This is a genomic window from Planctomycetota bacterium (genome assembly GCA_016872555.1).
GTDB lineage: Bacteria > Planctomycetota > Planctomycetia > Pirellulales > UBA1268 > F1-20-MAGs016.
In genome coordinates this window covers 61,327-83,875 of sequence record VGZO01000007.1, presented here as the reverse complement: position 1 = coordinate 83,875, position 22,549 = coordinate 61,327, and the positions used below count along the sequence as shown (strand labels likewise).

The 22,549-nt window shown below is 71.0% G+C and carries 16 protein-coding genes, 1 tRNA gene and 1 pseudogene; 9 read left to right on the top strand and 9 right to left on the bottom strand.

Annotated features, from left to right (window positions below; genetic code table 11):
- Positions 1-26 precede the first annotated feature (26 nt).
- From FJ309_03960 to FJ309_03945, 4 genes are all read left to right on the top strand, one after another.
- The gene (locus FJ309_03960; protein MBM3953763.1) at positions 27-587 is read left to right on the top strand and encodes a hypothetical protein; all 561 of its coding nucleotides are present in this window, start codon (positions 27-29) and stop codon (positions 585-587) included.
- Between the two features lie 46 nt (positions 588-633).
- The gene (gene folP / locus FJ309_03955) at positions 634-1,515 is read left to right on the top strand and encodes a dihydropteroate synthase (protein MBM3953762.1); all 882 of its coding nucleotides are present in this window, start codon (positions 634-636) and stop codon (positions 1,513-1,515) included.
- A gap of 63 nt (positions 1,516-1,578) precedes the next feature.
- Positions 1,579-2,862, top strand: coding sequence for a glutamate-5-semialdehyde dehydrogenase (locus tag FJ309_03950; GenBank protein ID MBM3953761.1), 1,284 nt, complete (start codon positions 1,579-1,581; stop codon positions 2,860-2,862).
- A gap of 133 nt (positions 2,863-2,995) precedes the next feature.
- Positions 2,996-5,056, top strand: coding sequence for a S9 family peptidase (locus FJ309_03945; GenBank protein MBM3953760.1), 2,061 nt, complete (start codon positions 2,996-2,998; stop codon positions 5,054-5,056).
- 16 nt (positions 5,057-5,072) lie between these two features.
- Here the strand turns inward: FJ309_03945 and FJ309_03940 are convergent, their stop codons facing one another.
- The 7 genes from FJ309_03940 to FJ309_03910 all read right to left on the bottom strand — a co-directional run bounded on the left by FJ309_03940 (position 5,073) and on the right by FJ309_03910 (position 13,851).
- A complete protein-coding gene (locus FJ309_03940) occupies positions 5,073-5,756 on the bottom strand; it encodes an NAD(P)H-hydrate epimerase (protein MBM3953759.1) in 684 nt (227 codons plus the stop codon).
- A gap of 63 nt (positions 5,757-5,819) precedes the next feature.
- Entirely contained in the window at positions 5,820-6,608 is a 789-nt protein-coding gene (locus tag FJ309_03935; protein MBM3953758.1) for a hypothetical protein, read from the bottom strand.
- Between the two features lie 20 nt (positions 6,609-6,628).
- Positions 6,629-7,756: a sugar phosphate isomerase/epimerase gene (locus FJ309_03930; protein ID MBM3953757.1), complete on the bottom strand. Its 1,128-nt coding sequence runs from the start codon at positions 7,754-7,756 to the stop codon at positions 6,629-6,631.
- A gap of 44 nt (positions 7,757-7,800) precedes the next feature.
- Positions 7,801-9,411 carry a methyltransferase domain-containing protein gene (locus FJ309_03925; protein MBM3953756.1) on the bottom strand — a complete coding sequence of 537 codons (1,611 nt, stop codon included), beginning with the start codon at positions 9,409-9,411 and terminating at the stop codon, positions 7,801-7,803.
- A 56-nt stretch (positions 9,412-9,467) separates the two neighbouring features.
- Positions 9,468-11,384, bottom strand: a complete 1,917-nt coding sequence (locus FJ309_03920) for a fructose-1,6-bisphosphatase (GenBank protein ID MBM3953755.1) — start codon at positions 11,382-11,384, stop codon at positions 9,468-9,470.
- A 47-nt stretch (positions 11,385-11,431) separates the two neighbouring features.
- A complete protein-coding gene (locus tag FJ309_03915; protein ID MBM3953754.1) occupies positions 11,432-12,382 on the bottom strand; it encodes a glycosyltransferase in 951 nt (316 codons plus the stop codon).
- 35 nt (positions 12,383-12,417) lie between these two features.
- Positions 12,418-13,851: a homospermidine synthase gene (locus FJ309_03910; GenBank protein MBM3953753.1), complete on the bottom strand. Its 1,434-nt coding sequence runs from the start codon at positions 13,849-13,851 to the stop codon at positions 12,418-12,420.
- A gap of 247 nt (positions 13,852-14,098) precedes the next feature.
- On the opposite strand from FJ309_03910, the gene FJ309_03905 reads away from it, so the two are divergent.
- The 3 genes from FJ309_03905 (at position 14,099) to FJ309_03895 (ending at position 19,251) form a co-directional block, all read left to right on the top strand.
- A complete protein-coding gene (locus FJ309_03905; protein MBM3953752.1) occupies positions 14,099-16,939 on the top strand; it encodes a DUF1553 domain-containing protein in 2,841 nt (946 codons plus the stop codon).
- A gap of 94 nt (positions 16,940-17,033) precedes the next feature.
- Positions 17,034-18,518, top strand: a complete 1,485-nt coding sequence (locus FJ309_03900) for a DUF1501 domain-containing protein (GenBank protein MBM3953751.1) — start codon at positions 17,034-17,036, stop codon at positions 18,516-18,518.
- A 145-nt stretch (positions 18,519-18,663) separates the two neighbouring features.
- A complete protein-coding gene (locus tag FJ309_03895) occupies positions 18,664-19,251 on the top strand; it encodes a nucleotidyltransferase family protein (GenBank protein MBM3953750.1) in 588 nt (195 codons plus the stop codon).
- Between the two features lie 50 nt (positions 19,252-19,301).
- Here the strand turns inward: FJ309_03895 and FJ309_03890 are convergent, their stop codons facing one another.
- The gene (locus FJ309_03890) at positions 19,302-20,609 is read right to left on the bottom strand and encodes a hypothetical protein (GenBank protein MBM3953749.1); all 1,308 of its coding nucleotides are present in this window, start codon (positions 20,607-20,609) and stop codon (positions 19,302-19,304) included.
- Positions 20,595-20,684: transfer RNA gene (locus FJ309_03885), tRNA-Ser, on the bottom strand. The genes FJ309_03890 and FJ309_03885 overlap by 15 nt, the downstream gene beginning before the upstream one ends.
- Before the next feature lie 103 nt (positions 20,685-20,787).
- Between FJ309_03885 and FJ309_03880 the strand changes: the two genes are divergently transcribed.
- Both FJ309_03880 and FJ309_03875 read left to right on the top strand, forming a co-directional pair.
- The gene (locus FJ309_03880) at positions 20,788-22,077 is read left to right on the top strand and encodes a M28 family peptidase (GenBank protein MBM3953748.1); all 1,290 of its coding nucleotides are present in this window, start codon (positions 20,788-20,790) and stop codon (positions 22,075-22,077) included.
- Between the two features lie 44 nt (positions 22,078-22,121).
- Positions 22,122-22,457: pseudogene (locus tag FJ309_03875) on the top strand (hypothetical protein).
- Positions 22,458-22,549: the final 92 nt, after the last annotated feature.

Below are 22,549 nucleotides of genomic sequence, written 5' to 3'. Positions count from 1 at the left end.
GAGTACGGCCGTCGAGGGGTGTCGTCATGGATCAGGCGCGCGGCACGATCGCCACGACGGGCCGGTGGCCATTGGCCCTGATCGCCGCCGCCCTGCTCGTCTCGGGCTGCGCCAGCTACCGCTTCGGCAACGCCACGCTCTACGCCCCCAACGTCCGCACCGTCTTCGTGCCGCTGATCCAGTCGGAATCGTTCCGGATGACACCGGGACTGGATCTCGGCGAGCGCCTCACCGAGGCGGTGTGCAAGGAGATCGAGAAGCGGACGCCGTTCAAGGTCGTCGGCACCGCCGAGGCCGACAGCGTGCTGACGGCGCGGATCGTCGCCGACACCAAACGGATGGTGGTCGAGAGCCCGACCGACCAGTCGCGGCAAGTGGAGATGAATCTCCAGGTGCTCGTCACGTGGGCCGACCGCGGCGGTGCCGTGCTCGCCACCGGCGCCGTGCCGCTGCCCGCGGCGAGCGTCGACGTCGGCCAGTCGGCGATGCTCGTCCCCGAGTTCGGCCGCTCGGTGGCCAGCACGCAGCAGGAGGGGATCGTGAAGATGGCACAGCAGATCGTCGGGCTCATGGAAGAGCCGTGGTGATCAGGCGAGGCCGCCTCCGCCCCGTGACGGCGGTACATTGGCCTCGATGGCCACCCCACTCCCCACCCGTTGGCGCTTGCGCACGCTGGCCTTGCCCCTGCCGGGGACCGACGGGCCGCTGCGCCGCCCGTTGGTGATGGGGATCGTCAACGTCACCCCCGACAGCTTCTCCGACGGTGGGCGGCATGCCGACGCGGGCGCGGCCGTCGACCACGGCCTGCGGCTGGTCGCCGAGGGCGCCGACATCCTCGATGTCGGCGGGGAGAGCACGCGGCCGTTTTCGGCACCGGTGGACGCCGCCGAGGAGCTGCGGCGCACCGCCACGGTCGTCGACCGGCTGGTGCGCGAGGCCGGCGTGCCGGTGTCGATCGACACCTCCAAGGCCGCCGTGGCCCGCCGCGCCCTCGACCTCGGCGCCGAGATCATCAACGACGTCACCGGCCTGGAGGGCGATCCGGGGATGCTGCCGCTGGCGGTCGAGACCGGGGCCGGCGTCTGCGCGATGCACATGCAGGGGACTCCGCAGACGATGCAGATCCTCCCGCGCTACGACGACGTCGTCGCCGAGATCCATGCCTGGCTCGTCGCGCGCCGCACGGCGCTGCTGACGGTGGGGATCGACCGGGAACGGATCTGCCTCGACCCGGGGATCGGCTTCGGCAAGACCCATGCGCACAACGTCGCGCTCGTCCGGCACGCCGGCCGGTTCCTCGACATCGGGCAGCCGATCCTCGTCGGTCATTCGCGGAAGGGGTTTCTCGGCAAACTGGTCGAGGAGGCCCTCGGGCGGAAGGCCGACGAGGCGCTCCGCGACGGGGCCACGGCGGGGATCGCCTGCCATCTCGCCGCCGCCGGGGTCCAGGTGGTGCGCGTCCACGCCGTGGGGCTGGTGAGGGCGGCACTCGAGGCGTTCGCGGCGGCCCGGTGACGGCATGGTACGATTCCGCGGCTCGATCACGGCCGCGTCGGTTGGAGCGTCGGAGATCCCCCCGTGACCACGACCGCGTGCCCCGCTCCGGAGGAGTTGGAGCTCCACTGCCGGCAGATCGCGGAGCGAGCCCGACGGGCGGCGCAGGAACTAGCGGCCGTTCCCGGCCATCGGCGGGCCGCGGCGATCCGCGCGGCTGCAGTGCGGATCCGCGCCGACGTCGCCGGGATCCTCGCCGCCAACGCGCTCGACATGGAGGCCGGCCGCGCGGCCGGGGTCGGGGCGGCGAACCTCGATCGCCTCCGGCTCGACGGCGCCCGCGTCGAGGCGCTCGCTGCCGGGCTGGAGGCGGTGGCCGATCAGCCCGATCCGGTCGGGGAGGTGATCGAGGAGCGGACGCGGCCCAACGGCCTGGTGGTCCGCAAGGTCCGGGTGCCGCTGGGGGTGGTGCTGTTCATCTATGAATCGCGCCCCAACGTCACCGCCGACGCCGCCGCCGTCGCCCTCGGCAGCGCCAATGCGATCATCCTCCGCGGCGGCACCGACGCGGCCCGGTCGAGCCGGCGGCTCGTGGAGTGCATCCACGGGGCCCTCGACGACACGGGCGTCCCGCTCGCGGCGGTGCAGCTGGTCGAAACGCCGGACCGGGCGGCCATCGGCTGCTTGTTGGGGATGAGCGACTGCATCGACGTCGTGATTCCGCGCGGGGGCGAGGAGCTCGTCCGTCGGGTCGCCACCGAGGCGCGGATGCCGGTGCTCAAGCACTTTACCGGTAATTGCCACGTCTACGTCGACTCCGCCGCCGATCTCGCGATGGCTCTCGCGATCGTGGTCAACGCCAAGTGCCAGCGGATGGGGGTCTGCAACGCCGCCGAGTCCCTCGTCGTCCACCGCGCCGTGGCCGACCGTTTCCTCCCCGGCGCGGCCGCGGCGCTGGCCGCACACGGCGTCGAGATCGCCGGCGACGAGACGGTCTGCCGGCTGGTGCCGGCGGCGGTGCCGGCGACCGCGGCCGATTACGCCCGTGAGTATCACGGGCCCAAGATCTCCGCCGTCGTCGTCGAGTCGCTCGACGACGCGATCGCCCACGTCAACCGGTTCGGCTCGCGCCACACCGACGCGATCGTGACCGCCGATCCAGCCGCGGCCGAGCGCTTCGCCGCCGGCGTCGACACCGCCGTGGTGATGGTCAATGCCAGCACCCGGTTCAACGACGGCGGCGAGCTCGGCCTGGGGGCCGAGATCGGGATCTCGACCGACAAGCTCCACGCCCGCGGGCCGTGCGGTACGCGTGAATTGACCACCTCGAAGTACGTCGTCACTGGCAGCGGGCAGGTACGATCGTGAGGGGCGAGAGCCCTCCGCGCCGGCGACGTTGAACCCTCCGCCGGGCCCCCCGCGGCGTCATTTCCCATCCCCGTGGACCCGTGCCATGATCCGCCCGCTTCTCGTCACCCACCTCACCCTGCTCCTCCTCGTCATGAACGTCGCCGCGCGCGCTGAAGAACCTGCCGATCCGCACCAGTGGCTCGAGGACGTCACGGGTGAGAAACAGCTGGAGTGGGTCAGGCAGCGGAACGCCACGGTCAAGGCGGCGCTGACCGATCGGGAGGAGTTCCGCGCACTCGAGGGGCGCGTCCTCTCGATCCTCGACTCCAAGGCGCGGATCCCGATGGTCGGCAAGATCGGCGCGCAGTTCTACAACCTGTGGCGCGACGGCAAGAACCCGAAGGGGCTGTGGCGCCGGACGACGCTCGCCGACTACCGCACGGCGGAGCCGGGCTGGGAGACGGTCATCGACGTCGATGCCCTGGCGGCCGCCGAGAAGGAGAACTGGGTCTGGCACGGGGCCACGGTTCTCGAGCCCGACGACCGCCGCTGCCTGGTGGCGTTGTCGCGCGGCGGTGCCGACGCCGAGGTGATCCGCGAGTTCGATCTCGAGAGTTGCCAGTTCGTCACCGGTGGCTTCGCCCTGCCTGAGGCCAAGAGCCGTGTCGCCTGGCGCGACGCCGACACGCTCCTGGTCGGCACCGATTTCGGACCCGGCTCGATGACGTCGTCCGGGTATCCGCGCACGGTGCGCGTCTGGAAGCGGGGCACGCCGCTGGCGACGGCGACGACGGTGTTCGAGGCCGCGGCCGACGACATGGCGGCCAGCGCCTTCACCGACCGGACGCCGGGATTCGAACGCGAGTTCATCGTCCGGCAGATGACGTTCTGGACCAACGAGCTGTACCAGGTGCGAGACGGCAAGGTCGTCAAGGTGCCCAAGCCCGACGACGCCAACGCCACGCTCCACCGTGAGTGGCTCCTCCTCGAGCTGCGCAAGGACTGGGAGGTGGCGGGCACCACCCATCCAGCGGGGGCGCTGCTGGCGATCGACCACGAGCGCTTCATGGCCGGCGCCCGCGAGTTCCACGTCCTCTTCCGGCCGGGGCCGCGGACGTCGCTGGTGGCGGTGGCGCCGACGCGCCACCACCTCCTCGTGACCACGCTCGACAACGTCCGCAACCGGATCGAGGCCCTCTCCTGGCAGGATGGCCGCTGGCTCCGTGAGCCGCTTGCCGGCGTGCCCGACGTCGGCACGGCGAGCGTCTCGGCCGTCGACGATCTCGAGGGGGACGACTTCTTCCTCGTCACCGCCAGCCCGCTGGCCCCGTCGACACTGGCGCTGGGAAGTCTTCCCGCGACCGGTGCACCGCGGGCGGGAGCGGTCGAAAAGCTCAAGAGCGCCCCGGCGTTCTTCGACGCGACCGGTCTCGTCGTCGAGCAGCACGAGGCGACCAGCGCCGACGGCACGAAGGTGCCCTATTTCCAGATCGGCCGGGCGAACCTTCCCCCCGACGGCTCGACGCCGACGCTGCTCTATGGCTACGGCGGCTTCGAGATCCCGCTCGTCCCCGGCTACGATCCCGTGACCGGTGCGGCGTGGCTCGAACGGGGCAACGTGTCGGTGATCGCCAACATCCGCGGCGGCGGTGAATTCGGCCCCGTCTGGCACCAGGCGGCCCTCAAGGCCAACCGGCCGCGGGCCTACGAGGATTTCATCGCGGTCGCCGAGGACCTCGTGCGCCGCAAGGTGACCAGCCCGCGGCACCTCGGGATCAAGGGGGGCAGCAACGGCGGGCTGTTGATGGGCAACATGCTCACCCGCCGGCCCGACCTGTGGGGGGCGATCGTCTGCCAGGTGCCGCTCCTCGACATGCGCCGCTACCACACGCTCCTGGCGGGGGCGAGCTGGATGGGGGAGTACGGCAACCCCGACGACCCGACGGAGTGGGAGTTCATCAAGGGCTTCTCCCCATACCACAACCTCGATCCGGCGAAGGACTATCCGCCGATCCTCATCACCACCAGCACCCGCGACGACCGCGTTCACCCCGGCCACGCCCGGAAGATGGCGGCGCGGCTCGAGGAGTACGGCAAGAAGGTGCTGTCGTACGAGAACATCGAAGGGGGCCACGGCGGCGCCGCCGACAATCGTCAGAAGGCGTTCATGGACGCGCTCGGCTGGACGTTTCTCGACGGCGAGCTCCGCTGATCCTCCCGCCGGGCAGTCAGCCGACGAGGCCGAACTGGCGCCGCAGTGCCAACGGCGCGCCGATGTCGAGCACGTGGAGCATGCCGGTAAAGCGCTCGGCCTCGGGGAGCACGAGGCCCGGCTTGGCGGCGACGAACGTGCCCGTGGCGTGGGCCTCGACGCACGCGCCGGCGGGAGTACCGGTGTCGGCGTCGAGGCCGGAGGGGACGTCGACCGCGAACACCGCCGTGCTCGCCCGCCGGCTGGCGGAGTTGATCGCCTCGATCGCGGTGGCGATCGCGCCGCGCGGGGAGCCCTCGGCACCGGTGCCGAGCAGCGCGTCGACGATCCACACCGCCCCCTCCAGCGCCAGCCGCCATGCCTCGGGCGTGCCGTCGGGGAGGAAGTGGAGCGGAATGCCGCAGCGTTGCACGATCGCGAGGTTGTCGGCGGCTGCACCGGTGAAGCGGTCGGCCGGGGCCGCCGACAGCACGCGGACCTCGTGGCCGAGATTCTCGAGGTGCCGGGCGATCACCATGCCGTCGCCCCCGTTGTTGCCCGGCCCGCAGACGACCGCCACCGGTCCGGCCCCGAACTCGTCGTGCGCGACTGCCGCGGCGGCACGGCCGGCGTTTTCCATGAGCACGATTCCGCTCACGCCGTAGTCCTCGATCGCGCGGCGGTCGAAATCGCGCACCTGCTGGCGCGTGAGCGTTGTCATTGGAGTAGGGGAGTAGGGGAGGAGGGGAGTAGGGGAGTAGGGGAGTAGGGGAGTGGCAGGCGCTCACTCCGGGACAGTCTGCCCGAACGCGGCCGCGATCGCCGCCACCGTCGCGCGCCGCTCCGGGGGAACCCGGCGCCGCCAGTCGGCGAGGTATTCGCGGAACGGCTGCGGGGCGGTGGGCATCGCCTCGTTGAGGTACGGCACGGCCGCCCAGTGGGCCGGCTCCGCCTCGAACAGCGGCAGCAGGGCCGCGGCGACGACGGTGTTGCGCTGGCGGTCGGTCGCCACGGTGGCGAGCGCGGAGCGGTTGGCACGGTACCAGTCGGCCAGCGTCGTTCCCTCGGGGAGCCGTGCTCCGTCGATCCGGGCGGTGGCGTAGGCGGCGAGGTGCGGGGCGTAGTCGCGCCAGTTGGGATAGGGGGGCTCGGTGGCCCAGCGCTCGGCCATGCGCCTGAGGACGAACAGGCTCGCCAGCTCGCACAGCGACTCCTCGAACCACTGGTTGCCCGTCGGGTCGCGGTCGTAGCGGCAGACGACGTGGCACAGTTCGTGGGCAAACTGGTAGGCGTACTGCGACCAGAGGTTGCCGCCGGTGTTGAGACGGATCCGCACCAGGCCCCCGTCGCCACGCTCGTGGAGGACGATCGGTCCGCCGCTGGCGCGGACCTCGAGCGGGGGCAGGCCGGACTCGGGGACATGATCGAGCAGGGCCCGCGCCGCGGAGCCGAGGACGCGGCGGACGTCCTCGGGCACCGCCCCTCCCCACTCCGTCTCGTCTGCCAGGGCGATCCGCAGCGGTTCGTCGCCCCCGGCGCGCGGCAGGAGTGCGAGCAGGAGCAGCGCAACCACGAAACACCGAAGTCGCGCGCTCACGCCGTCCGGACCCCCAGGCCGAGCACGTCGCGGCAGTGGGCGATGCTCCGGGCGAGCTCGGCGAGCTGGTAGTCCTGCTCAGCCGGCCGCCGGGCCTCCCCCTCGGGCGGCTTGAACGGTTCGAGCGGCCGGCCGCGGCGGGCCAGCGCGAGGAACGCCGCCAGGTCGGCGGCCCGCGCCGCGGGGTAGGCCCGCCAGAAGTCTGCCGTGTAGAGCGGCAGCCGGCGGGGAAACCCGGAGATCGTCTCGATCTGCACGCGCACCCCGCGGCAGGCGGTCGCGAACAGGTCGAAGAATGCCGGCAGGTCGACGCACCCCTCCCCCATCGCGGTCCACTGGGCGACGACTCCGTCGTCGTCGGTCCAGAGCATCGTGTCGCGCAGGCTCGTCGTCACCACGTGGGGAGCGAGGGTCTCCAGGGCGCGCACGGGGTCTTCGAGCGTCCAGCAGGCGTTGCCGGAGTCGAAGTTGACGCCGACGAAATCCGGTCCGGCTTCCTCGACGAGTGCCTTCAGCTCGCGCGACTGCATGTCGCCGGCATGGTTCTCGACGGCGATCCGCACGCCGGCATCGATCGCCCGTGAGCGCTGCGAGCGGAGCACCGCGACCGTGTCGGCGATCCGGGCCTCGATGCCGCCAGGGGTGAGCCGGTCGGCGCCGTTGCCGAGGATCACGCGGAAGGCGGGCGAACCGAGCGCCCGGGCCATCCGGATCCCGAGCGCCAAGTGCTCCTCGGCGCTTCCCCAGTCGGCCTTGAACGTGGTCGACGTCGGGCAGATGCTCCAGCTTCCCAATTCCAGCGAGACGCCCCGGTCGGCAGCGTAGGTGCGCAGGTCGCCGAGCGAGCCGTCGTCGAAGCGTCCCTCGAGCGGGCCGAAATCGGTGATGAACAGCGCGTCGCAGCGGAGCGCTTCGGCGTGGTCGACCAGCTTGCGGGCGTTCCATCCCAGGCCGCGGACGGCGAAGTTGTCGAACCCCAGCGGGATTCCGCGGCGCTCCACCGCCGCACGGGCAACCCCGGCCAGACCCGCAAGTGCCGTCGGGACGAGCGCCCGCCCCAGTGCCCGACGCGACAGCGGCATGAGGTCGAAACAGGATCGCGCGGGATCAGGAGTAGCGTGCATGAAGGGTTTCCCCGACGGACATGGACGGAGCCGGAGCAGCGGGCCTACCGCGCCGCAAGGATGCCGCCGCGCACCAGCAGCGGCACGACGCGCTCCTCGACGGCCGTCACCGCGTCGGCGAGGATCGCCCGCCGCTCGGCAGCATCGGTCACCGGCTGTTTGTCGCGCTCGATACCGCGACCGACCGCCGTGAGCCTGGTGTCGACGCGCTCAGCGACCCCGGCGCGGTCCGCAGAGACCAGTTCGTGGATGATCGCCGCGTCGAGATCCCCGAGCACGGTGCCGCTCCCGGTACGCTCGCTGGCCAACGCCACGGGTCGACCCGAGAGGATATCCGAGGCGAGCATCGTGCGGTTGAACGGGTGGACGACACGGAGACCCCCGTCCGGCACGGTGACCGTTGAGGGGAGGGGATGGTTGGTCACCTCCAGCAACCCCGTCGCCACGCCGACATCGACGGCCCGGGCGACGGTCGCCCGGTCGATGGTCACGAACGGATCGGCAGCGACAATCTCCGACAGCCGCCGGCTTCCGCTACGGAGGAAGGCGACCAGCGAGTCGTACAGCGGCCCTTGTGTGGTCGAGGTGACGATCCCGAGGTTGCCGACGTGGGGAAGCGTGACGTCGGACTTGGCGAGGCCGTAGCACAGGTCGTCGGCGGCAGCGAGACGGTCCTCGACGGTGGGAAGCGGGGCCGGGCGTCGGCCGTAGACGTCGAACCGGAAGGCGGTGTTGGCACAGAAGTCCTTGTGGGCCTCGGCGACGAGCCGGTCGGACGAGGTGCGGAACAATTCCTGGAACTCCGGCAGCACGCACAGGTCCCAGAAATTGGTGTGGACCGGCAGGCTACCGACGTAGTCGAGCCCCGAACGCCGCATCATCCCCGCGACGTCGGCGAAATAGAAACTCGTCCAGTGGTCGTTGAGGTACTCGTGGGCGAGATACCGGGCGTCGAGGGTGCGGATCGAGTCGACATAGGCAGCGGCTCGCGGGTTATCGACGAAATAGCGCGCCTGCTTGTCGCGGATGAACACCAGATAGTTGATCGCGTCGCGGATCCGCTGGAGGCTGTCCCCCTGGCGCAGCGCCGCATACTGGCGGAGGATGCCACGGATCGGCTGGAGGTGGGCCCAGCCGGGCATGGCGTTGTAGCTGACGAGCACCAGCCCTCCCGGCGCCAGGTGGCGCTCGAGGATCGCGTGGATGTGAGCGCGGACATCGTCTGACACCCAGCTGTAGACACCGTGGAGGGTGATGAACGAGAAGCTGCCGAGGGCGGCCGGCAGCGCGCCGAAGTCGGCCGTCAACACGCGGGCGTTGGTCAGCCCCCCGGCGGCGATGTCGCGCTCGGCGACGGCGGTGTGCTGCGGATTGACGTCGACGCCGACGAATTCACCACGCGGTTCGGCGGCGGCCAGCGTCGTCAGCGTCCGCCCCAGTCCGCAGCCCAGTTCGAGGTAGCGAAAGCCGGTTGCCGGCGGCGGGGTGAAGCGGTTGAGCGCCGCGACGTAGCGGAGGACGACCGGCGCCAGGTGGGGATAGAACCCCGGCACGTAGCTGACGTCGGTAATGTAGCCGGCGGCGGTGGACATCGTGTGACTCCCGGGATGCGTCCGACCGCACGAGCATACCAGGCGCATGGCCGGGCATCGCATCACTGTTGTCGCGCCCGCCGCGACCGTCACGGCCGCTGAGGGCGGCCCGCGCGCGGTCACTCGCGCTCGTCGACGATCCGGGCGCGGTACGCGGCGATCAGCTCCCCGAGGACGGCGATCCGCTCGCGGATCTCGTCCCCCTCCTCGGTGTCGCCGATCCGGCGCGGCACGTCCTCGACGCGCAGGTCGGTGATCGTGGGCACGATGTCGGCGCCCGACGCGATCGCCGCGTCGACCGACTCGAAGTGGTGGTGGAGCGCCAGGGCCGTCCGAGTCGCCTCGAGGATCAGCGTGTAGCCGCGGTCGCCGTAGGCCTCGGAGAAGGCGCCGTCGATCGTCACCGCGTCGCCACTCGCCTTGAGCGGCGACTCTCCCTTCTCGACCTTGACCGGGACGTGGCCGTTGACGATCAGGGCGGTCGGGGAAAAAACGCCGAACTCGGCGAGCACCTTGCGGCAGAACCAGCGCTCGTTGATGAGGCGGAAGTAGGGGTTCTTCGTCTCCACGTGCGTCGCCGGATCGGCGACGAAAAACGACTCGAACGTCGCCATCCGATCCTTGCCGAACCACGGCGACAGCGGCCCGCCCCACAGATACCACAGCGTGTCGAGGTCGTCGCCGGCCGCCCCGCGGAAGGCGCGGTGGACGACGCGCTCGAGTGCGTCGAACAGGTCGCGGCCCCGGCGCTCCACGCCGTCGACGACCAGGCCGATCCACTCCCCCCGGTCGTCGACGGGGACGCATCCGTGGAAGATCAGCACCTGGTCGCGGCGGAGGACGGCGTGGCCGCGGTCGGCGACGAAGCGCATCTGCCGCCACAACGTCGGGCTGGCGAGGAACGACTCCCGGAGCCGGGCGACGCACGCCGCCTCGTCGGCCGACAGGCGCTGGGGATCGTCCCAGTCGACCGTGGGAAAGTGGGTGTCGAGGAGCGGTTGGTCGCGGCCGTCGAGCGCCACGGTGCCGCGGTGCGGGTCGACCGCCGTCAGCAGGGCGCGGTGGCTGAGTCCCCACTCGGGATGGCGGCCGACGAGCTGGCCCTCGAGCTTGAACTGGAGGATCGCGGCGGCCTTCTGCATCCGGGCCATGAGGAGCGGATCGCGGAGGCCCTCCCCCTTGCAGGCGAAGCGCTCGGCGGGATCGTCGCCGTAGCAGACGCGCACCAACCGCTCGAGCGGCTGGAGGGTGATACCGTAGCCCTCCTCGAGCTGGCTCAGCCGCCGGTAGCGCAGCGAGATCCGCAGGATCGTGGCGATCGACGCCTCGTGGCCGAGGCAGGCTGCCATCCACGAGGCGTCGTGGTTGCCCCAGGTGATCGTCACGTGGGGCTGGTGCTCGAGGAGGTCGATGACGCGGTCGATCCGTGGGCCGCGGTCGCCGAGATCGCCAGCGACGATCAGCTCGCCGACGAGCAGATTGCGGATCAGCCGCGCCGTCATCCGTAACAGTTCCAGCCCCGCGCCCCGGGCCACGTACTCGCCGACGATCGCCTCGTGCTGCTCCCCGCCCCGGTCGGCAGACGCCGCCGCGAGCACCTCGGCGAACAGCCCGCGGGCGTGCGGCGGCACGACGCGCTCGACCGCCTCGCGGGTCCGCTCCCGCGCGAGGAAGCGGAGGAGCGTGAAGCCGCGGAGGATCGTCGTCGGGAGGAGGCCGGAGGGCATGCCGCCGGGCTGGCGCTCGAGCGCCGTGACCGTCTCGCGGGGATAGTAGATCAGGCTCAGCAGCCGGTCGCGTTCGGCGGGATCGAGCCGGTCGCCGAACGTCCGCTCGACGAGAACCCGCAGGCTGCCCGAGGCGTTGTTGACGACGTGCTTGAGCTTCTTGTGCTCGCCATGGACGTCGCTGATCACGTGGACCGGCGACTTGGGGAGCGTGAGCGTCGCCTGCAGCGTGGCGATCTCCGCCAGCACGCTGGCCGCATCGGGATAGAGACGTGACAGCTCGCGGTACAGCGCCCGGCGCTGTGGCACCGCCGTGACGGCGCCGGGGTTGCGATCCGCGGGAGCGGGGCTGGCGGTCACGGTCGGCCTCCGGTCGGCGGCAGGGAGTCGAGGATCGCGAGAAACGCCCGGCGCTCCTCGTCGGGGCCGTGGCGGGCCACAACGGACGCCGCCGCCGTCCGCAGCGCCCGGCGGGTCGCGGCGGGGAGGGCGAGCGCCTCCCGCGCCGCCTCGGCGATCGCGCCGGCGTCGAATGCCGGTACCAGTGCCGTCACCCGGTCGCGGCAGATGGCGCGGTTACCGATGCAATCGGGGCAGACGACCAGCGCCCCCAGCGCCAGCGCCTCGAGTGCCGGGAGGAAGAAACCCTCGGCCTCGAGCGGGAGGAGGACCGCGACTTCGGCCCGGGCGAGGTGGTCGAGAAACGCCCGGCGCGGCAGCGCCGTCGTCAGGCAGGTGACCGCGAGCCCCCGGTCGCGGAGCCGGGCCGCGACGTCGCGCGCCAGCGCCGGTTGCTTGGCTCCGGCGACGAGCACCGGAATGTCGCGCGCCGTCGCCGGCGGCGGGAGATCTGCCGGATCGAGGGCCGCGGGAATCACGTGGGCGGGGCCGTTGACGATCCCCGTCGCGGTGATCGCCCTGGCCACCTCGGCACTGACGCAGATCCGTACCGCCGGGCGGGCCAGATACCGGTAGCGGGGATCGGCCGGGTCGGCATGGCGCACGCCCTGCACGAGGTTGATCACCGGCCGGCCGGGATCGTCGGGAACCGCTTCCCAGTCGAGCCCGGCGACGAACAACGCCGCCGCCTCCCCGGGGCGCCAGTCGGCGAGCGTCGTGACGCCGCGCCACGGGCAGACGTCGTCGACGAGGCTTGCCGGCGTGACGAACAACCGCGGCGTGAACCGCCGCGACTCCCGGGCGTGGAGGTAGTAGTGCCAGACCTTGAGATGCCCGCCGGAGGGGCCATGATAGTCGCGCCGGAAGAGGAGCAGGCCGGGGGACGGCTCGGGGTCTGCCACGTCCATGCCGCACCGGAGGGGAGGTCACCGGCGCCGGTGCGTCAGTGCACGAGGACGTTGCGAAACTGCCACGGATCGCTCGGGTCGATGTCTTCGGGGAACAGCCCCGGGCGGTCGGTCAGCGGGGTCCAGTCGGTGTAATGACCGGTGACCGGACCGAGGTAGGGTCGCTGGATGTCGAGGCAGCGGCGGAAGTCCATCTCGTCGGCCTCGACGATCCCGGCGCGGGGGTTCTCCAGCGCCCACACCATCCCCGCCAGCACCGCCGACGTGACCTGGAGGCCGGTGGCGTTTTGGTAGGGGGCGAGATCGCGGGTCTCGTCGATCGACAGCTGCGATCCGTACCAGTAAGCGTTCTTGGCATGGCCGTAGAGCAGCACGCCGAGCTCGTCGATGCCGTCGACGATCTCGTGCTCGTCGAGGATGTGGATTTCGCTCTGGCGCTTGCCGCCACGGCCGAACAGCTCGTGGAGCGAGAGCACGGCGGCATCGGCGGGATGGTAGGCGTAGTGGCAGGTGGGGCGGTACACGACGCGGTCGCCGTCGCGGAGCGTGAAGAAGTCGGCGATCGACAGCGACTCGTTGTGGGTCACGAGAAACCCGTACTGCGGTCCGAGCGACGGGCACCAGGTGCGCACGCGCGTGTTGGCCCCGGGGCGAAGCAGGTAGGCGCCGGCCCGGGTGCCGATCGTCTCGAGGCGGCCGTCGGGGGGCAGCCACTTCTCGTGGGTCCCCCAGCCGAGCTCGGCCGGCTGCATGCCCTCGGAGAGGAAGCCCTCGACGCTCCAGGTGTTGACGAACACGTCTGGCGGCTTGGGATGGCGCGAGCGCTGGGTGTCGCGTTCGGCGATGTGGATCCCCTTCACGCCGAGGTCGCGCATCAGCCGGGCCCAGGCGGCGCGGTCGTCCGGCCCCGGCGTCGCGGCACGGTGGCCGACTTCGGCGGCGAGGTCGACCAGCGCCTGCTTGACGAACCACGACACCATCCCCGGATTGGCTCCGCAGCAGGACACCGCGGTCGGACCCCCCGGGGAACGCTCCTTCTCGGCGCGGACGGTGGCGCGGAGGGCGTTGTTGGTGCGCGATTCGGGGTCGGCCGAGCGGTCGAAGTAGAACCCGGGCCAGGGTTCGACGACGGTGTCGATGTACAGGGCCCCGAGCTCACGGCAGAGGCGGAGAATGTCGAGCGACGAGGTGTCGACCGACAGATTGACGCAAAACGCCTGGCCCCCACCGCCGAGCAGCGGCTCGAGCAGATGCCGGTAGCGGTCGCGGGTCACGGCCTGATGGATGAAGCGCACCCCGTGGCGGTCGAGGATCGCCCGATCGCGGTCGTCGGGGTCGATGACCACCAGCCGCGACCGGTCGAACGTGAAATGCCGTTCGATGAGCGGCAGCGTGCCCCGTCCGATCGACCCGAAGCCGATCATCACGATCGGGCCGTCGATGTGGCCGTGGACGGGCCAGGTGGTCATGGGGTGCTCTCGCGATGGTGGACGCGGCAGGGCCGGCGATTCTCGGCGATCCGCCAGACGCTGTCCATGCACGCCGCCGGCCAGCGGAGACGGCCGCGGTCGTGGCCCGGGGGCCATGGGGCGCTCGTGACGGCGTCGGGTGGCGACCGCGACGGAGGTATGATGGAGTGCCGTCCACGGGGCGCGGCAGCCCCGTGCAACGGGCGGTCGGCACGGCCTGCCGGCCCGGCCGATCGGGGTTTCCGTGATGCATCGAGCCACCGTCGTCGCCGTCGCCGCCATGCTCGCGGCCACTTCGGCGGGCCAGGCAGCCGCCGACGGAGCGGCGCTATTTCGGGATCGGGTGGCACCACTCCTGGCAGCGCGGTGCGGCGCGTGCCACGGACCAGCCAAGGCGGAAAGCGGGTACCGCGTCGATGTCCGCGAGCGCACGATCGCGGGGGGCGATTCGGGGGACCCCGGCATCGTGCCGGGAAGTCCGGCCACAAGCGCGCTCTTTGGCCGGATCACGTCGACCGACCGGGAAGCACTGATGCCGGCCGACGGGGAGCCGCTTTCGGCCGACGAGGTGCGGCTGGTCGAGGAGTGGATCGCCGCCGGTGCCCCGTGGCCGGACGACCTGCGCACGCTTCCCGCCGAACTGCTGCCGCGCTTGGACGGCGATCGTCGGCTGGAGCGGGCGCGAGGGCACTGGGCGATTCAGCCGGTCGTGCGCCCCGCGGTGCCGTCGGTCGCCGGCCCGTCGGACAATCCGATCGACGCCTTCGTGGCGGTCCCGCTGGCTGCGGCGCGATTGACGCCCTCGCCCGAAGCCGACCCGCGGACACTCGTCCGCCGGGTGTTTTTCGATCTCGTCGGCCTGCCGCCATCGCCCGAGGAGATCGAGGCCTTCGTCGCGGCGTGCGGGAGCGACGGAGGCGCCGATGCCGCCTACCGCGCGCTGGTCGAGAGGTTGCTCGACTCGCCCCGGCACGGTGAACGCTGGGCGCGGCATTGGCTCGACGTCGTCCGGTTCGCCGAGAGCCACGGGTTCGAGACCAATACCGCCCGGCCCAACGCGTGGCCCTACCGCGACTGGGTGATCGCCGCGCTCAACGACGACATGCCGTACGACCGGTTCGTCCGCGCGCAGATCGCCGGCGACGTCTGGGGAGCCGACGCCGCGACGGGGTTTCTCGTCGGCGGACCGTGGGACCAGGTGAAGTCGCCCGACCCGGTGCTCACCGCGACGCAGCGTGCCGACGAGCTCCACGACATCGTGGGAACGACGGCGTCGGCGTTCCTCGGTTTGACGGTGGGATGCGCACGCTGCCACGACCACAAGTACGACCCGGTCTCGCAGGTCGACTACCACCGCATCAAAGCGGTGTTCGCCGGCGTCCAGCATGGCGAGCGGCCGCTCCGCGACGCGGCCGCCGACGCCGAGCGGGAGCAGCGGATCGCGGCCCTCGAGCCGCAGGTCGCCGCCCAGGCGGCACGGCTGGCGGAGTACCGCGCCGCGGCGGCGGCGGCGGGGCGCGCCGCCGGCCTCCGTCCGCCGGTCGGCCCGCGGGACAATGTCGAGCTGTTTCCCGCTGTCATGGCGCGGTGGGTGCGGTTCACGGTCCGCGTTACGACGGGCAATTCCGAGCCCTGCCTCGACGAGTTGGAGGTGTTCGCGACCGACGGCACCAACGTCGCCCGGGCCGGCCGGCCGACGGCGTCGAGCACCCTCGCCGGGTACGACATCCACAAGCTCGGCCACGTCAACGACGGGCGCTATGGCAACGAACGGTCGTGGATCTCCGCCGAGCCCGGCGGCGGCTGGGTGCAGATCGAACTGGCGGCGCCGGTGCCGATCGAGCGCGTGGTGTGGAGCCGCGACCGCAGCGCGCAGCCCCGGTTTTCCGACCGCCTCGCGATCCGCTACGAGATCGCGGTGTCCGACGATGGAGCGACGTGGCGGATGGTCGCCAGCGACGCCGGCCGCATGCCCCACGGCCCGGCCGCCGCACCGTCGGCCGAGTTCGCGCTCCTGCCACCGGACGAGCGTTCCGAGGGAGAATCACTCGCCGCCCGCCTCGCCGCGAGCCGGACCGAACTGGAGCAACTGTCCACCGGGCCCCGCGGCTACGTCGGCACGTTCGTCGAGCCCGGGCCCACCCACCGGTTGTTCCGCGGCGACCCGATGGCGCCGCGCGAGGAGGTGCTGCCCGGTGGCCTGACGGAGCTGGGCGGCTCGTGGGAGCTCGCCAGCGACGCGCCCGAGCAGGCACGACGCCAGCGCCTCGCCGAGTGGATCACCGCGTCCGACAATCCGCTCACGGCGCGGGTCATCGTCAATCGCCTCTGGCACCACCACTTCGGCACCGGGATCGTCGACACCCCCAGCGACCTGGGTGTCAACGGCGGCATCCCGAGCCATCCGGAGCTCCTCGACTGGCTGGCGAGCGAGCTGGTGTCGTCGGGGTGGCGGCTCAAGCACGTCCACCGGCTGATCGTCACCAGCCACACCTACCGCCAGGCGAGCGATCCCCGCCCCGACGCGCTGGCCGTCGACGCGCTCGACAGGCTCCTCTGGCGCCATCCCCCTCGGCGCCTCGAGGCGGAGGCGATCCGCGACGCGATCCTCGCCGTCAGCGGCAGCCTCGACACCCGGATGGGCGGGCCGGGATTCGACCTATTCGAGCCCAACGGCAACTACGTGAAGGTCTACGTCACGAAGGAGGCATTCGGCGCCGACGAGTTCCGCCGGATGGTGTACCAATCCAAGCCGCGCGCGGAGATCGATACCTTTTTCGGTGCGTTCGACTGCCCCGACGCCAGCCAGGTGCAGCCACGACGGACGGCGAGCACGACGCCGCTGCAGGCGCTCAACATGCTCAACGGCGCGTTTCTTCTCGACCAGGCCGAGCGGTTCGCGAGCCGAGTCGAGCGTGAGGCGGGCGCCGAGCCAGGTGGCCGGATCGAGCGCGCGTTTCAGTTGGCGCTCGGGCGGGCCCCGACGCCGGCGGAAGCCACGGCCGCAGCCGCGCTCGAGAGGGATCACGGCCTGGCGCTGTTGTGTCGCAGTCTGTACAACGCCAGCGAGTTCATCACCGTCCGCTGACAGAATCAGCGACTGATCCAGAGGGCCGCGCTCCACGCTCGGCTCGCAGTAACTCATCCCGGCACGGCAGTCGCTTTAGCCGCCCTCTCCCGCCATGCGCCACGCCCTGTCCCCCGCCGGCCGCCATCTCCTCGATCGCCGTAGCTTCCTCCAGTGGGGCGGGACGGGGCTGGGCGGAGTGGCCCTCGCGGCGCTGCTCGCCCGTGAGCGCGTGCTCACCGCCGCGCCGCCGATCCGGCCGGTGATCGATCCGGCGGCACCGTTCGCCCCACGGCCACCGCACTTTCCCCCCAAGGCGAACAGCGTCCTGCTGGTGTTCTGCTCGGGGGCCCTGTCGCACGTCGACACCTTCGATCACAAGCCGGAGTTGGTCAGGTGCCACGACATGCCGTTGCCGACCCCCGGCGGCGAGAAGCTCGTCACGTTCCAGGGGGAGCAGGGAAATCTGGTCAAGCCGCTGTGGGAATTCCGTCCCCGTGGCGAGAGCGGCACGATGACCAGCGACCTGCTGCCCTGCCTGGGGGCGCTGGCCGACGAGATGTGTTTCATCCATTCGATGACCGCGCGGAGCAACACCCACGGCCCGGCCGAGAACCAGATGGCGACCGGATTCACGCTCGACGGCTTTCCCAGCGCCGGCGCCTGGGTGAGCTACGCCCTGGGAAGCGAGTGCAGCGACCTGCCGGCGTTCGTGGCGATCCCAGACCCGCGCGGCGGGCCGCAGGTCGGGCCGCGCCAGTGGCAGTCGGCGTTCTTGCCGGCGGTGTTCCAGGGAACCGCGTTCAACGCCGACCGGTCGATCCCCAACCTCGCCCGGCCGGCGGGAATCTCACCCGGGGCCGACCGGGCGAGCCGCGAGCTCATCGCCCGGCTCAACGACGACGAGCTGCGGCGCCATCCCGGCGACGGCGAGCTCGCCGCCCGGATCGCCGCCTACGAATTGGCGGCGAAGATGCAGTTGTCCGCGCCGCGGATCGCCGACCTGTCGGGCGAGACGGTGGCGACGCTCGACTCGTACGGCGCCCGCGACGCCGCCAATCCGCTCAAAGCCCGGTTCGCCCGCAACTGCATCCTCGCCCGCCGGCTGATCGAGCAGGGAGTGCGTTTCGTGCAGTTGTTCAACGGGGCCTACGCGATGGGGGAGGGGGTCGGCAACTGGGACGGTCACAAGACGCTCGCCAAGCAATATGCCGTCCACGGTCCGATCCTCGACCAGCCACTCGCCGGGCTGCTTTCGGACCTCAAGCAGCGTGGCTTGCTCGCCGAGACGCTGGTCGTGTTCGTCACCGAGTTCGGACGGATGCCGACGTTCCAGAAGGGGGCAAGTGGCCGCGATCACAACCCGGCCGGGTTCACGGTGTGGCTGGCCGGTGCCGGGGTGCGCCGCGCCCACCATCACGGGGCGACCGACGAGTTCGGCTACAAGGCGGTGACCGACGTGGCGACGATCCCCGACCTCCACGCCACGATCCTGCACCTGATCGGCATCGACCACACGCGCCTGACCTACTACCACAACGGCATCGAGCGCCGGCTCACTGACGTCCACGGCCACGTGATCACGCCGGTCTTGGCCTGACCGTGGGAGCCGCTTTCCCCCGCCGCCCGGGTTTCGTACACGTCGGCGTATGCCTGCCGCCCCGCGTCTTGCCCGTCTCGCTCGACCGCCGCGGGGCCCGCGGCCCAAGTGGTATGATCCGACATTCATCGCGCGGGGCTGCTTGATGAGCGACTACGACGGGCTGTTGGCGCTCGAGCGGATGGAGCGGGCCGTGGAGAAGGTCCGGGACAGGCTGCTGCGGTCCACGGCGGCGCTCGAGGCCGCGGCGGTGCCCTACGCGGTGATCGGCGGCAACGCCGTGATGGCCTGGGTGGAGCAGGTCGACGAGTCGGCCGTGCGGTTCACGCAGGATGTCGACATCGTGCTCCGGCGCGAGGATCTCGACCGGGCCCGCGCGGCGCTGGAGAAGGCAGGGTTCGTCCATCGGCGTTCCGCCGGGATCGAGATGTTCCTCGACGGGCCCGATGCGAAAGCCCGCGACGCCGTGCGCGCGATCTTCGCGGGGGAGAAGGTCCGGCCGGAGTACGTCGCCGCTGTGCCGGACGTGGCCGAGTCGGTGTCGTTCCGGTCGTACCGCGTGCTCGCGCTGGAGGCGGTCGTGCGGATGAAACTGACGTCGTATCGCCGGAAGGACCAGGTTCACGTTCTCGACATGATCAGCGTCGGCCTGGTGGACACCACGTGGCCGGCCCGCTATCCGACCGAGCTGGCCGCCCGCCTCCAGGATCTGCTCGACACGCCCGATGGCTGAACGACGGCACGGGGCGAGGCCACCCTCGCCTCTCACGGGCGATCCGCGGGTTACCGCACCTGCACGGTGACCTTCTCGAGCTTCCCGGAAAAGGCGTTCCGGCTGCCCTCGCCGTAGGCCACGTCGACGGGAGTGCCGGTGTCCATGCCCGTGTCGGCGGTGTCGTCGAGCGAGAAGACGTTGGCGTGCGTCTTCCCGATCCGGCCTTCGCCGACCTTCTTGCCGTCGATGAAGACCGCCGCCGTGCCCCCGGCCCCGCGCTTCTGGCCGCCCTCGTAGTCGAACTTCACTCCGAGCTGGTGCCGGCCGGCGGCCATCGCCTCGGTGCCCGCCACCCGGAACACCTCCAGGCCGAGGTAGTTGTAGGAGTACATCGGCCGGCCATCCTTGACCCAGAATGCCCAGCCGCCGAAGCGGCCGCCCTGGGCGAGGAGGACCCCGTCGCTGTTGCCCTGCACGTCGACCTCCGCCGTGAGATCGACCGACGCGTTCTTGACGTTGAGAAACGCGTTTTCCGCCATCGAGACCATGCCCGGATAAACGGTGAGGCTGGGCCTGCCGCCCATCAGGTCGGGGCGCCCGGCGATCCGCGGGTCGAACCGTTCGATCGTTCGGTCGTCGATGGGCAGCACGTGATGGTCGATGGCTTCCCGCGTGAACAGCGCCTGGAGCTCCGCGAGCTTGGCCGGGTTCTCGGCGGCGCGGTTCCGGCTCATGCTGAAGTCGTCGGCGACGTGGTACAGCTCCCACTCGTCCTCGGCGAGCGGGCGGCGGGGAGCGGCCTCCCACGGCGCCTTGTGAACGGTGCCGGCCAGCCAGCCGTCGTGGTACACGGCCCGATTGCCGCCCATCTCGAAATACTGTGTCGTGCGGCGATCCGCGGCCCGCGGGGCGTCGAACGAATAGGCCATGCTGACGCCCTCGATCGGCCGCTGCCCGACACCGTTGACTTCCTTGGGCGCCGGCACACCCGCCGCCTCATAGACGGTCGGCGCGATGTCGATGATGTGGTGGAATTGGCTGCGAACCTCCCCCCGGGCCTTGAAGCCCTTCGGCCAGTGCACGACCATCCCGTTGCGGGTGCCGCCGAAGTTGCTCGCGACCTGCTTGGTCCAGGTGAACGGCGTGTTGCCCGCGACCGCCCATCCGGCGGCGAAGTGGTTGAAGCACTCCGGGCCGCCCCACTGGTCGATCTTCCCGAGCATGAACTCGACCGACTCCTCCACGCCGTTGAAGTAACTGGTCTCGTTGAACGCGCCCGATATTCCCCCTTCGGCGCTGGCGCCATTGTCGCCGACCACGTAGATCGGCGACGGTTGCGTGCGGGTGCGCACGGTCACCAACGGAGAGGGCGGGATTCGAACCCGCGGTCCAGCTTTTGACCGGACACGTCTTTAGCAAAGACGCGCATTCGACCGCTCTGCCACCTCTCCGGCAGCGGTCCGGAGACCGCTCGCGTATTCTGGTCCGCCCGGGGCCGTGCCGCAAGGACGACGCATCATCCCTGCGCACGGTGGAAATCCACCGAGGCATTTCATGACGCCGCGCTGGTCAGCCCTCGTCGCCTGCCGAGCGGCTGTCGCCGCGAGCATGCTCGTTTTCGTCGGAACGACCCGTGCCGACGAGGGACCCGGGGCGGCTCCGATCCGCGGCCCCGATGTCGCCCGGCACGTGACCGCCCTGGCCGACGATGCCTTCGAGGGGCGGGAAGCGGGAACCCGGGGGGGGCAGGCGGCCGGTGCCTATATCGTCGATGCGATCACCCCCCTCGGTCTCGTCCCGGCGGGGGATGCCGGCACCCACTTCCAGCGCTTCGGTGCGATGCGCAACGTCCTCGCGCTTCTTCCCGGCGACGATCCGGCCGTGGCCGACGAACTGGTCGTCGTCGGCGGCCACTACGACCATGTCGGCTACGGCAGCGCGGTGACGAGCAACGGCGGCGTGGGGGCGATCCACAACGGTGCCGACGACAACGCCTCCGGGGCCGCCGGGCTGATCATGATCGCGGCGGCCCTCGCCGAAGCGCCACGTCGCCCGCGCCGTTCGGTCGTCATCGCCTGGTGGGACGGCGAGGAGAAGGGGTTGCTGGGGTCGACGCATTTCCTCCGCGTCCGCCCGGCACGGTTGGCGGGGTTGCGTCCCGTGTTCTCGCTGAACCTCGACATGATCGGCAGGCTGCGCGACGGCCGCGTCGAGGTGTACGGAAGCCGTAGCGGAACCGGCTTCCGCGAGCGCCTCGTCCGTGCCAACACCGCGACCGGTCTCCGGTTGGTCTTCGACTGGGGCCTCGTCGACGATTCCGATCACTACCCGTTCATCGTCGCCGGGATCCCGTCGCTGTTCCTCCACACCGGACTGCATGAGCAGTATCACCGCCCCGACGACGATACGCCCCTGGTCGATGCCGAAGGGCTGGCACGCGTCAGCCGCCTCGCCCTGCAGATGGTGCTCGACGTTGCCGACGGGCCGGCCGGTCCCCCCGAGTTCCGCGGGCAATGCCGGACCGAATCGTCGCGGCGTGGCCCGGCGTTGCCGGTTCCGCCGGCGGCAACGCTTCCCCCCGCTCCACGCGGCGTGTTTCCGCCCTGGGGCATCGCCACACGCGTCGATCCGGCGGAGCCGAGGGTGCCGGTGGTCGTCGCGGTGAACCGCGGCTCACCGATGGAGAGGGGGGGGATTCGCCCCGACGACCGGCTCATGGAGATCGCCGGCGTTCCAGCTGCCGGTCATCAGGCGGCCCTGAACGGGCTGCGCGGGGCGGGACGAACCATCGACCTTGCTGTCGAGCGCGACGGTCGACTGTTCCGGATCACCGCCCAACGCTGACGGGCAGCTCGGCCGACTGCACGAACGAGACCAACGAAGAGGAGAACGCAGTCTCCACGGATGCGATCAACGATCAGTCGTCGTCATCGTCCTCTTCCTCCTCTTCGTCCTCATCTTCCTCGTCGTCGTCCCAATCGTCGTCCTCGTCGTCGTCCCACTCCTCGTCCTCTTCGTCACCCTCTTCGTCGTCCTCTTCCTCGTCCTCTTCCTCCTCGTCTTCGACTTCTTCCCACTCGTCGTCGTCGAGATCCTCGTCCTCCTCGTCCTCGTCGTCGTCATCTTCCTCGTCGTCGAGATCCTCTTCCTCTTCATCCTCGAAATCGTCGTCATCCTTGGCCGCCAACGGGATGGCGGAGGGCACGGCGCCGAATCGAGCCTCGGCCGCACACAGGGCCTCGAGCGCAGTTTCGCCAGCACATTCGCAGAGCTCCTCGGCGGCGAGGAGCTCGGGCAGCTCCTCCCAGCTGAAGAC